The sequence below is a fragment of the Anabaena sp. FACHB-83 genome, assembly GCF_014697485.1.
Lineage (GTDB): Bacteria > Cyanobacteriota > Cyanobacteriia > Cyanobacteriales > Nostocaceae > Nostoc_B.
In genome coordinates this window covers 156,493-170,015 of record NZ_JACJRY010000006.1, presented here as the reverse complement: position 1 = coordinate 170,015, position 13,523 = coordinate 156,493, and the positions used below count along the sequence as shown (strand labels likewise).

The following is a 13,523-nucleotide window of genomic DNA, read 5'->3' as shown; positions in this document are numbered from 1 at the left end:
TTAAGCTTCTTCTATTACTTTTGTGGGTATGCTAATGACAAACTCAGTTCCTCCGCCTGGTGTGGAAACACAATATAATTCCCCACGGTGTTTTTTCACGATAATTTGGTAGCTAATAGATAAACCCATCCCGGTACCTTTCCCTACAGGTTTAGTGGTAAAGAAGGGGTCAAAGATGCGATCGCGGATTTTGGCATTGATTCCGGGGCCATTATCGGTAATACTAATTTTGATGCGATCGCTTGCTTGCAATTGGGTACGAATTTGAATTTGTGGGTGAGTTATGGCAACTTCTGCTAAAGCATCAATGGCATTGGTTAACAGGCTCATAAATACCTGATTCATCTGTCCAGGATGACACATGACCTGTGGCAAATCACCATACTCTTTAATCACTTCAATTCCCGTAGATTCTGGTTGGGATTTCAAGCGATTTTGCAACAGTAACAAGGCATTATCAATCCCTTCGTGAATATTCACCAATTTCATGCCTTCTTCGTCAACTCTTGAGAAGTTGCGTAAAGATAAAACAATCTGGCGAATACGCTCGGCTCCAATATTCATCGAGTCGAGAACTTTAGGCAAATCATAGCGAATAAAATCTAAATCAATGGTATTAATTTCTTGGTGAGCTTCTGGTGTCCGGGGGACAAAGTGCTGTTGATAAAGTTCAATTAAATGAAATAAATCCTGTACATAATCATTGGCATATTTCACATTGCCATAAATAAAATTCACCGGGTTATTGATTTCATGGGCAATACCCGCCACCAATTGTCCCAAACTCGACATTTTTTCTGATTGAATGAGTTGAGACTGGGCTTGTTTTAGTTCTTGCAGTGTCTCTTCTAACTGCTGAGTTTTAGTGCGAAACTTGGCTTCTGATTTTCTTAAAGCTTTTTCTATCCTCTGTCTGCGAATTTCTTCATGTTTGCGGACTGTGATATCGTGACAAATACCAACAAAGTAAATAATACTACCAGTAGTATCTTTGATGGCTGATAAGTAGCAACTGTGCCACCGCCATGTGCCATTTTTATGTTTGACGCGATATTCAATCGTATCTTGCTGTTCACCTGTGATTAAAGCTTTGGTGAAATAATCTGTACAAGTTGATAAATCTTCGAGATGTACAAAAGAGGCAAAGGGCTGACCTTCAACTTCTGACACCTCATGCCCTAAAATTTCACTCCAGTTAGGCGACACATAAGAAAATAAACCATCAGGGGTAACCGCAGAAATAATGTTGTTGGCATTTTCTACAATAGTCTGAAAATGATCACCACACTCTAAAAAAGCTTCTTGGACTATGTGAGTAATATCGCGCAACAACACAATAATTTCGGTTGATTCTACTGGCAACAATTGAGCTTCACAATGAGCTTTATTGTTGCCTACATGCAAACTATATGCAAAACTAACTACCGATTGAGTTTGCCGGACTTGATTGATGGCTTGATGAAAACGAATAGCAATAGATGTTGGGATGCACTCGAATAATTGCTTACCTGGAGCTATATTAGTTTGATTGAGAAAATTATAAGGTTTATTTGCTTGATATTCTAAGATAATGCCTTGGGGATCAATACGAAAGTAGACATCCGCCAGCTTTGGCAAAATTGCCTGCATTTGGTAAGTTGGCTGACTTACCATTGTCCCTTCTAGCTCATGATTAGCGGCTGGGCGTGCTATATTAATTAACTTGCGATCGCTTGCATTTTTTTGACTGCGCTTCTGCACGACTTTCGCGCTTTCATCTTTATTATTTAACTTCTGCACCCTTTCAGAGAACACTTTTACCTGCCTAGTTATGAGGAGACTTATATTATAGGAAACTTGTCAAAAAATATATTTAGTTTTCGAGAAAATAATGATTTTATAATTTTATAGACTGCACTGAAACCATCAACTCTAGCCGATATTTATGTTATTAACTATCACCCCAGTAAAACATCTATCTGAAGAATGGTCATCAAGTGGATTAAATAGTATTTTGAGTAAATAAAATCTATCATAATTTTTGGGCTGCAAAATCAATTATGCTTAAACTTTTAAGTATTAAAATTGAAATTTGTATGAAAATAAGCCAAAAGTCACAATACCTGATACTTGATGCCAGAGATTTACAGAAATTAAAGTTTTTTGATATTGATAATTACAATGGGTGACTTTTAACTACATCAATATACAAGTTTCCTATAATACATGGATTTTTCTCCGCAGTCACATCAAAATCACCTGCTATGAAACTGCCGTTAATTTAGTCTATATCTTAACCCCACTCCCTAAATTTAATTTTTAGAAATAATATTTTTATCCACTTACTGAAAGTATTTTATACCAAAAATTGCTAATTTATCAGTAGTGCTTAATCCCTCCTTGATTTTTGCCATAATTCTTTAAAACACAAAAATTATCAAAAAGTGATTTTACTAGAGTGCAAAGTTGTGCATCCAGACTCATACATTTGAGAATCTAGGTCAAAAAGTTAAATTTTGGTTAAAAATTACTGGAATTGAATTTTTACATAGAATAAATATCTATTTGCTTGAGAAACCTTAGAGCGTTTTTTATTCCAATGAGGTACATCAATCAATCTAGCCTCTAGCCTCTATCCCCTATCAACTTGTACCGCACTCAATCGGAAAACGCCATATACCTAAATGCTACCCAATTCCCAATCAATAATCAGCATCCCGTTTGATTTCCAAATTTACTTGTGTTGACATCAATCAGATATGACTAACTAAAATCCGAGACAACATAACATCTGCTATCAACTTTTATGTTATAAAACTCACATAAATTTTATTTTTAACGGTAACTATTCTATGGAACTAGAAAGACTTGCATATTTTAAAGAATACGGTGAATTTATACTGCAAAAAATTAACTCTGTCCCGCAGTATCCTTCTCAACAAGAAGACTGGGTTCCCGCGAGTTTGGATGAATGTCTGGCGCGTCTCAGAGAAACTGCGGAAAAAACCATAGAACTGGCCACCTCACCAGTCAAAATTGGCGTGATGGGAGAATTTAGTAGTGGTAAAACCTTACTTTTGGGCAGTTTAATTGGCTATGCCGATGCTTTACCAGTCAACGAAAACCCAACTACGGGGAATGTTACAGCCATTCACCTCGTCGCCCAAGATGAATTTGCGACCACCCAAGTCGGGAATTTTACGGTGGAGTATCTTTCTCATGAAGGGGTGAAAGAGTGTTTGCGGTTTATGTTAGCAGAAGCGAGTCGCCGTTCCGCCGCCGCCGGACTTGTACCTGTACAACTGGCGCAGTTAAATTCTGGTAAAGAAATTCTGGCTTGGTGTGAGCAAGCGTGGAACCAAAGTAATAATTTAGAGTTGCGCTATTTGCTGCGGGAGTTGGTGTTATTTGTGCGTGCTTACGCTTCCTATGGTGAGGCGATGTGTGGTGGACGCTATCAAATTGATCATGCCACAGCCCAGGAAGGTTTACAGCTGCCAGAACAGCCAATGGCTATCCAAACTTTCCGGTTTACAGACTTACCGCCAGCGCATATCCGCTTACCCAGTCCACCGCATAAATTAGCATCAAAGTTATTACAAAATAGCTTCCCCTTAATTCGCCGCGTTGATATTGAAGTGAAAATTTCGCGGGAAATTTGGGATGTGACAGACGCTTCCGAATTTATTTTGTTAGATTTTCCGGGTTTGGGTGCGGCGAACTCCGGCGCGAGGGATACATTTTTATCGCTGCGGGAGTTGGCGGAAGTCCAGACAATTTTAATCTTGCTCAATGGTAAATCGCCGGGGAGCGATCGCGCTCACAAAATTTTCACCATGATGCAGCAACAGCGTCCAGGACAAGACCTGAAAGATTTGATTTTGGTTGGTGTCGGTCGTTTTGACCAACTACCCCTAGAAAGTGAAGGCGGCGAACGAGAACTCGACCAATTCATTGCTGAGAACACCGCCAACACACCTTTATCTGAGGATGCTGTTCTCAAAAAACTCAGAGTTCTGCAAACAACCATTGATGGCGCGAGTGCATTCACCACTCAAAAAGACCGCATTGTGTTGTTATCGCCCTTATTGGGACTAGCGGAATTAGCCAAACGTTCCAGTAGTGTCAAAGCTGGTTCGCCAGAATTTTTATCTAACTTAGATTATCCCAATTACCTGGAAACCTCGAAACGGTTGCAGCAAAAATGGACTCGCCTCAGCGAGAGACTACTAGAGTCGGATGCACGTAGTCAACTGGGGAGACAATTAGGTTACTTTGCTCAAGATGGGGGTATTGCCAAACTGCGAGAGTTAATTCAAAATCACGTTGCTATGCACGGACTCAAGCAACTGTATGAAGACACCCGTCGCGCGGCTGAAAGTCTCCGTCAACAACAAGAAAACCTGAAAAATATCATCGCCGAAATTCACGAACAAGGCATACCAACACTCGATAGTCCCACATTAATTGATTTGCGTCATGCCATTGATAGTTTAGATAAAACCTATCGGAATTTCCAAAAAGAATTAGGCAAAGAACCACTCAAAGACCGTCGCGGAACTGTCGTGAGTGAAGTAGTGAAAGACGAACTCACCTTTAAAATTGTCAACTGGAACCAGTGGACTTTGTTATTTAACAAAGCCAACAACGGTGCTATTACTATCGCCGAAAGCAAAGGTGCAGCCGGTAAGTTATTTGAAAGAGGAAATAGAACTAATCATGCTTTGCCAACTAAAAGCGATGATTTCTACCCCACCTTTGAAAAAACTGTGCAGGAAGTCGAGATATTTGCCCGCGATCGCATTCGGCAAGCAGTGGTAGATTTATTAAATAAACTCTCCAATCAAGTAGCCGAAGCACGGGACTATCTCAAATCTCTTCTCTCACCAGAAATGGAACAAGAAATCGAAATTGGTTTTGGAGGAGAAGAAGCCGACTTATTTTATAAATTACTGTTAGGCTGCGACCCCAACCAATGGAAAGAAGCTATTCTCGCAGAACTGAATAGTAAAGACAAAGAAATTGCCCCCGAATTGATATTTCCTCTTGCACGCCAAGACGAAAAACACAATATTGGTCAAATATTTGATTGGTCTCCCGAACGAAATCAAAATTCACCCAGAGCCAGCCATCATCAAATGTTAGTATTACGTTTGCGTGATGAAATTACTGCCAGTGCCAGTTTACATTTAGTGCAGTATGTCAGTGAAGTCAACCAACAAGTCAACTCAGAAATCGAAGGCATTTTAGACCAAATTATTCCCACACTGCAAAATATTTCCAAAAAGGAAGCATTGCTGAGATACCTTGCTGCTGGCGACTCACCACCAAAACTTGCTATTCCCACTTGGTTAAATATTCTCGCAGAAATCGCCACCACTTCTGATTTAGATATTCCTGGTTACTAGATAATTTATTTCCTAGTTCATATCTTCTTTTCCTTCTTTCCTTCCTTCCTTCCTTCCTTCCTTCCTTCCTTCCTTCGTGTCCTTTGCGATCTTTGCGGTTCGTTTAAAAAATGCAGGTAGTTTAATGGTGAGATAGTAAATTTATTTATTCGAGAAATTATACCTTCGCGCGAAATAAAAGAAAGGAACTAAAAAATGCCAGTAGAAATTCGCCTCCCTCCACGCTTTCAAGTTCAAGTTAACGACAACGAATATTTAGAACTTCCCACCATTCAACTAGTCGCTATTGGTAATAATGTACCCCACATTGCCCGAATTAACTTCTCCGTTAAAGGCACACCCAGCGAACTAATCACCCAAATTCAAAAAGCATATAAACCCTTTGATGCTGTCACCCCAAAAATTTCCCAAATCGGACAACTAGAACAATATCCTTGTAAATTAGACAAACCTTTAACAGAACCAATCAACTGTAACTTACAAGTCATTGTTGAATATTTTGATTCCGATTTTTCAGGGGAACCAGTATTATCTGAACCGCGACAAGTTCAGGCTGTTTGTTATTTATGGACACCATCTACTGCTGAAGCGCAAATTATGAATTCTGAGTCACTACCAAACCCGCCGGAAGAACCAGTTAACTATCAACAAGTCAAAAGATTTCCGGGATGGTTTGCTTTAGATTTTGGTACGTCGAACTCTACCGTGACTTTGTTCGACCCGATAGAAATTCCCATTGCCGAAATTTTACCACGGGAACAGGAATTAAGATTGCGCGATCGCCTGTCGCAATGGCTCAATTCTCCCGCTTCCGAAGCACTACCAGAAATCAGCGAAGTTGAGTGGCAAAAATTTATTATTGATATTAGTAAAAACTTAGAAACCGAACCCAGCCGTTTAAGCGAAATCTTTGAAAGTGATAACAGAGAAAGATTTTTAGAAGCAATTCGCCAAATCGAATTATCTTTAGGTAATAGCGAAAAATTTCAACGCACCGCTAGTAAAAAATTATATCAAATATATCATGAAGTTTTTCGCGTTCCCACCTTAGAATCGCAAAATTTAATTCCCGTAGTTCTGGATATTGACCGCCGTGATAGCGAAATCCCCAGCGAGTTAGAAATTGCCAACTTAGAAGTATTAAAACTGAAAATGGGGCGAGAAGCAAGAGATAATCGCAAAAAAGCGATCGCCCAAGGTACTAGCAGTTCTTTAAAAGAAATTATCAGTCGGTTTCATCATTCACCAAAGCGATATTTTGGACAGAATAAAACATTCCCTGTAATGTTAAATGATACTGAAATTAATATTAATGTTAACCAATTAATTCAAGCAGCTTGGGCGCATTTAATTGATTTAACTGAAGATTACCGCCAACGTGCTAGACGTAGATTTTCTGAAGGTGAACTGTTAACAGCAGTTGTTACTTACCCCACTGTTGCACCGCCAGTAGTTCGTAAAGAAGTTAAGCAATTAGTTGAACAATTAGGTATTGATGATGTGCAAACAGCTTATGATGAAGCTGTTTCGGTAGCGATATTTTTCTTGTGGCGAGAATTTGGCGGTAATTTAAATATTGGCATTGAATCTTTTAAAACTCGTTGTCGACGCGATGGCAATAAATGGTCACAAAATGTATTAGTTTTAGATATTGGTGGCGGTACAACAGACTTAGCATTAATTGAATTAACCTTAGAAGATAAAACCCCATTCTTTGCCACTAATGAAGACCGAGGCTTAGGTGGCAGGTATTATAAACTAACGCCAAAACTATTAGGTTCATCAGGACATTTACAACTCGGTGGCGAATTAATTACACTGCGAGTATTTAGGTTATTAAAAGTTGCGATCGCAGATTTTCTCTTAACAGCAGTTACCCGTGGTGATATCGATAGCGAAAAACTCGAAGACTTAATTAGTTCCGAATTAAACGAGCGTTTTATCGACCAAGGAAAATTCAAAACAGGCAGCTTATTAAAATGCCTAGATAGAGAAAATCCCGAAGGCGACGCAGCTTATAAAGATGCCTTAGATACAGCCGAAAAAGTCTTACCAACCCGTTGGCAACAAGCACCTCAACGTCTACAAACCTTCTACACATTGTGGGATTATGCAGAAGCCGCCAAACTCAAACTCGGACAAAAATTACCAGCAGATAATTCACTTGTAACCTTTACAATCTCTGAACAACAAATTGCTGAACTTCTCACCCAAAGCGCCATTAAATATCAAATTCACAACCCCGATAATATTGCCGTCACCCTAGATAATCAACAATTTGAACGTGTTGCCACTTCTGCTATTAAAGAAGCCATTGGTATTGCTAAAGGCTTAATGGAAAGCCGCTTACGTTCAGACGATAACACCATCGACGCTTGGAACACCCACAAAGTTGACTGGTTAATTCTCTCAGGAAAAACTTGCAATCTCGACTTAGTACAACGCCATATTTATCAAGAATTTAGCAAGTCTCCCTACTTCGTTTGGAACCCAGAACGCATCACCTTCGTTTTAGAATTTACTAAACTCGCCACCTCCGCAGGTGCGTGTTACGCCGAAAAATTACGCCGACTCAGATTTGACCCTGAAGAATCAAAAGCACTGCTACAAAAAGGTGCAAATCAATTAGAAATTGACGTTAAAAATCTATTTTATTACTTACCTTGCAACTTCAAACGCAAAACCCAAAGCAACGAACTACTACCAATCTTTAAAGCCGGACAAGAACTCCATCAAATTGCACCTTGGGAAACAGTCGCCAAAGTGCGTACAGCTTGGCAAGGTATACAGTTAACTAATATTATTTATCGCCAAGACTACGAAGACGGTGATTTAAGATTGTGGGGAAGCTTCGACGGTAAACATCTCATGGAAAAATTAGGGATGGAAGAAGCGGAGTTTCTCAAAAAAATCAAAGTGCAATTTGAAATTGACCAGACATTACAATTTAGTGTTTTATTATGTCAAGGAAATCCCCATTATTTAATCGATGTTCCCGGTATTGATGTCGGTTCGGCAATCTTAGCAGCTTCCGAAACCTCATTATTTGCCGATGGTAAACTAAAATGGAACATCGCCGTAGAACGACCAAATAAAGACTTAACCGATGGCGATATCGCAGTTAACGTCATCGAGTCAGCAACCGTAGATCAACCAAACGCCTATCATTTAGTCTTTGAAATCGACTCAAATGATAACCAATCTCTACACGAATTTCATTACCTCCGCGATGGTTCACCCCAACCAAGTAAAGGTTTAATTAGTAATCCCTTACCACCCTTTCCTTACACTGGACAACACACATTTTACGTCTATCAAACCGACACCGAAACTAACAGAAAAAAATGGATACGTATCGGTTCACTCAGTAAACCATCCGTCACCACAGACTACCCTTGCCAATATCGCGTCACCCTCGACAACAAAGGCATTTTGCGGATGCACCCCGGCGAAGTTCCCTACTGGACATCCACCAGTCAAGAATGTTTAAAACAAGAAGGTTGTGTTTATCGTGCGGAATTAGAATTGCAACCTAACGAAGTCGATAAAGAACGAGATCCCTTCTGTGGAATACATTAATAATGAATTGTTTCGCGCATAGACGCTGTAGCGGCTTCCCGCAGGGTAGGCGCAAAGGCGCAGTTTAAAATAATGCAAACCCCCACTCATCATGCAGCATCTACGTCAACTATTAGAAACAGAAAACTCCGAATTAGCCAGGTTATTACGGTGTAGCCTGTATGGACTAGAAGCTGCATTAAACCAAGCCTATACAGAATTACCCGATGATCCTGGCGCTGAAATTTGTGCAGAATTGCTGCAAGAAATCCAAGATTTGTTGCAGCCTCCACATCAAGAAGAAACGACTATTATCCAATTTTCAGATGAGTTAAAACTAAATCATTTGCGTGATGCTTGGAATGCTGACTCAGAACTCAGCTTATATTTAGGTGATGCAACCTTACAAAGCCAAAGTGATGCTGATTTATGGCATAAAATTCACCGTAAATTGCTACGAATACCTGATGATTTAGCTGTATTTTGGCAACAACGCACCTTAGATTTAGCTCAAGAAATTGGTGCAGTAGAAGATGATTCTAATTTCTACCAACTTCCCTTTATCAGAGATGAAATCATTTACCCTGGACTCAAAGGTAGTGTGAATATTCAGGGATTATGTTTGTCCCAAAAAGCACTTTTAAAATCAAAAATTTTTCCCCTTCCCGAATCGGAAGATTTACAATTACTCGCAGGTTTTTTAAATTTATATCTCAAATTTATAGAAATAGAACCAGATTTACATCATGCCTTAAAAAGTATTTTTAGCTTTGATATTATTCCTTTCAATTCTAAACCAGAACAGCAACAACAATATATAGAAGCTTTAACAGACCGCTTTCACCGCACCCAAAAAGCTGAAGAAAATAACGATATTTTAGCCATTGTACGTGCATGGATTGATATAGATGAAGCCATACATTCTTTAGTATTCATTCCACCAGTTGAACGTTATTCATGGTGGGGAAAATTACAACAAGAATCACGGCGAACCTTAAAAAAAATTGCAGACAAAGCCAATAAATCAGGACACAATGTCAGAATTCGTCAACTGTCAGGACTTTATGCTGATATATGTGCTTTTTCCAAAGATGATTTACAGCTAAATTGTGGCGGTATTCCTGGAGAAGTTTTAACTTGTTTGCGAGTCTATACACGCATTAATCAAGAAGAATTTCCAGGACGGGTAATATTTCGTTCATTACGCTAATAGAATTATTTTAACGAGCCACAGAGAACACAGAGAGTAAGGAAATACTCTTTGCGTCTTTGCGCCTCTGCGTGAGAATTAAAAGTTTTATTATCCAGAACCTATTAATAATAGTAGGTTGGGTTTCGCTATCGCTACACCCAACAAAGTATGCGTGAATGTTGGGTTCCGTTCCTCCACCCAACCTACGCCTACGCCTAAGATTTTTAATCAAAATTAGAGCGATTTTTACTTGCTTAGAAGACAAATTCATCCGCGTTTATCTGCGTCCATCTGCGGTTAATTATTTTTTTGGTGTTAGAAATAATATTACTATTCCGAAAAAAATACAGGTAGGAGAAATGCAACAACAACTCCAATCAATACAAATGCCTCAATAATTCTCAAACTTAAATTATTATCTAACAATTGATTAGCTCTTTCACCAAAGTTAGTTTGCAAGCTACTCCACCAAGTATGGTAACGAGTCGCCCATTGATTTGGACTATCTTCGGGGCGAACTTGCCAAGAAAACATAGACAATAATAATGGCACACCACCCACTTTAATAGACATTAAAAGATGAATAGCTAAACAGCCGACTATCACACACCAAGCGATAAGATGTAACGTATACCAAATCTGATTAATTTCTCCAGCAGGAAGCCATTCTTCTTTCATCATCCTGCCAGAAACTACAGAAAAAACTGAAGCAATTAGCATGAGAGTGTTAGCTAGTCTTTGCAAACTCACCCACCAAATTGGTTTACCAACTTGGCGCAGTTGTTCCCATGAATTAGCTTGGATAAGTCGCCTATTCCCAGCATGAAAGCTGTAAAGTGCAAATGCTGGCAGTATAATCAAGAAAAATAAGGCAAAAGTGCCATGAATCCCTTGAATATCGCCAAGTTGCGGAAATGGAATTTTACCAAATCTACCATCGTAAGTATTGTAAACTAGAAATCCAGTAATGATGGCGGCGATCGCAAAAATTCCACTCACGCCATGCAGTAGTCGCAACCACAACGGTTGATAGGGAACAGAACGAGACATAAAAACATTTATTCTCTACAACAAATATAAAGATATTTTAAGATAAAGAGTCACTTCATAACTATGCTTAGAAGGAAATTAGGGAAAATTGAATTGTGCCTTGTATAGTTTTAATATCTCATTTATATTCTTAAGATAAGAATTAACTCGCATATAATTTTATATGGCTTTGAAAAAATCATCTTAAAGTTTTAAATTATGTCTAACATTTTGCATTTTACTGGTTTTATTAAGGGTGTAACTTATAGAACATTCTTAAATGATAAACTAATTGAAACTAATTTTGATGATTTTGATATTAATAAAGTAGGTGGATATGGTTTAATCAGAACACCTAAAACAGAAATAGCATATTCAAAATGGGTATCACCTAAAAGAACTAGAAGCTATCCTTTTGCAAGGATTTACAATACATATAATTCATCCAAAATAATAACAATTATCCCTGTACTTAAAGATGAAGGTAAAGATGGTGATAGAGATGCAATTCAATATTCTACAGTATCTTGGATGAACTTGCTAAATATTTATATTGTTCTGGCTTACTATAAAACAGCAGAGAAAAGCAATAAAAAAGGACAAATAGACAGAAATAAACTTACTAACCAAAAATTTGATAATTTATTTATTAAAGAGCAAATAGATGAAATACTGGCATATCGTCAAAGCGCACTGCATTGGAATAAAAGTTTATTTGAATCTAGGTTTGTTAATATTTTTGAAACTGCATTGGATTCGTATGAAAGTATCTCTCGTCAAAGTGGAGTTCAAATTCACTCACGAGCAGGTATAGATAAATATCTCAGAAAAATCACAGATGAGTTTGATGAATTTAAAAATATCTCTCTTAAAGGTTCTCAAAGTGCTAGTAAAAGAGAAGCCCTTACTTCTCATAAACTAGAATATTTAGTAGATGGATTAAAATCTACTTTTAGTATTGAAAACTATTTAGGAGGGATTTATTATTTAACTCCTGATGAGATTATCTTTGATAAAGATATATGTGTCATACAAGAATCAAAAAATACATCACAAGCATCTTTTCCGAAACTCCCAGATATTCAAGATGGTTTATTTAAGCTAATTTTATTTTCTAATTTAGATTCTTTGATGCTCAATAATCAACAAGTTTTATTTAATACTAAGTTAAAGCTGACTGGCAATAAAGTTAAAGATTGCTTAATATTACCAGACGCTTCATTAGAAGAAATTGAAAATTTTCTCAACATCAATAGCAAAGTATTTAATAATCCTCAAAAACAAATTATTAGGAAACTGGGTTTAGAAGCAGTAAATAATGATAAATTGAAAATAGAAGTGTCTGGAAATTCATAAAAGATTTATAATTATGCTCAAAAGTCCCCTCCGCTATCCTGGAGGCAAATCCAAAGCGATAAAACAGATTATTGAATACTTACCAGATAATTTTTCAGAATTTCGAGAACCTTTTGTTGGCGGTGGTTCTGTATTTATTTATTTAAAGCAAATATATCCTAATTTAAAAATTTGGATTAATGATTTAAATCCAGAACTATTCTTATTTTGGAAAATCGCGCAATCTGATATATTTCTATTAGTTCAAGAAATACGCAGGATAAAAAATCAATATACAGATGGTAAGTTATTATTCACAGAACTAACTACTGTAGACGTAAAAAGTTTGTCTGATTTAGAAAGAGCAGTACGTTTCTTTATCCTTAACAGAATTACTTTTTCAGGAACTATAGAATCTGGTGGTTTTTCTCAGGAATCTTTTCATAAAAGATTTACGCATTCTTCAATTGATCGTTTAGAAAAGCTAGAGTCTATTTTAACAGCAGACATAAAAATAACTAACTTAGATTATAGTTGCCTGTTAAATGAAAAAGGTGAAAATGTATTTTTATTTTTAGACCCGCCATATTTTAGTGCTACTAAATCTAGACTCTATGGTAAGGATGGAGACTTACACACCTCTTTTGAACATCAAAGATTTGCTGAAAGCTTAAAACAATGCCATCATCCTTGGCTGATTACTTACGATAATTCTCCACAAATTCGTGATAATTTTAAATGTGATAATATTTATATTTTTGAGTGGGAATTACAGTATGGAATGAATAATTATAAACAGAATAGTGCGGCTAAAGGTAACGAGCTATTTATTACTAATTACCAAGTTGTCAAGCATTTATCAAACGAAATGCAAAGTCAAAATGATATGAACCAGTTTATTCAATTAAGCCTTGATATTTGAACTCAACTAACTTTGATAGCTGCTCATTTTCCGGTACGATAGCTGCCATGTCCGCTTTTTAGAAAGCCTTAGCGATCGCATTTTCATCACTTAAAACCCT

The 13,523-nt window shown here is 37.5% G+C and carries 7 protein-coding genes; 5 read left to right on the top strand and 2 right to left on the bottom strand.

The annotated features are described in order from the left end of the window. Positions 1 to 1,794 carry an ATP-binding protein gene (locus H6G79_RS09900; RefSeq protein ID WP_313933904.1) on the bottom strand — a complete coding sequence of 598 codons (1,794 nt, stop codon included), beginning with the start codon at positions 1,792 to 1,794 and terminating at the stop codon, positions 1 to 3. Between the two features lie 1,037 nt (positions 1,795 to 2,831). Here H6G79_RS09900 and H6G79_RS09895 point away from each other — a divergent pair. The 3 genes from H6G79_RS09895 to H6G79_RS09885 all read left to right on the top strand — a co-directional run bounded on the left by H6G79_RS09895 (position 2,832) and on the right by H6G79_RS09885 (position 10,155). Then, on the top strand, positions 2,832 to 5,387 hold the full coding sequence (locus tag H6G79_RS09895; protein ID WP_190589185.1) for a proteasome protein: 2,556 nt from the start codon (positions 2,832 to 2,834) through the stop codon (positions 5,385 to 5,387). 195 nt (positions 5,388 to 5,582) lie between these two features. Next, the gene (locus H6G79_RS09890) at positions 5,583 to 8,966 is read left to right on the top strand and encodes a virulence factor SrfB (protein ID WP_190589187.1); all 3,384 of its coding nucleotides are present in this window, start codon (positions 5,583 to 5,585) and stop codon (positions 8,964 to 8,966) included. A gap of 91 nt (positions 8,967 to 9,057) precedes the next feature. Next, entirely contained in the window at positions 9,058 to 10,155 is a 1,098-nt protein-coding gene (locus tag H6G79_RS09885; RefSeq protein WP_190589189.1) for a hypothetical protein, read from the top strand. A gap of 312 nt (positions 10,156 to 10,467) precedes the next feature. On the opposite strand, the gene H6G79_RS09880 is transcribed toward H6G79_RS09885, so the two are convergent. Beyond that, positions 10,468 to 11,187, bottom strand: coding sequence for a cytochrome b/b6 domain-containing protein (locus H6G79_RS09880; RefSeq protein ID WP_190589190.1), 720 nt, complete (start codon positions 11,185 to 11,187; stop codon positions 10,468 to 10,470). Positions 11,188 to 11,385: 198 nt separating this feature from the next. On the opposite strand from H6G79_RS09880, the gene H6G79_RS09875 reads away from it, so the two are divergent. Further along, a complete protein-coding gene (locus H6G79_RS09875; RefSeq protein WP_190589192.1) occupies positions 11,386 to 12,522 on the top strand; it encodes a hypothetical protein in 1,137 nt (378 codons plus the stop codon). A 13-nt stretch (positions 12,523 to 12,535) separates the two neighbouring features. Then, on the top strand, positions 12,536 to 13,423 hold the full coding sequence (locus H6G79_RS09870; protein WP_190589194.1) for a DNA adenine methylase: 888 nt from the start codon (positions 12,536 to 12,538) through the stop codon (positions 13,421 to 13,423). The last annotated feature ends 100 nt before the right edge of the window (positions 13,424 to 13,523 follow it).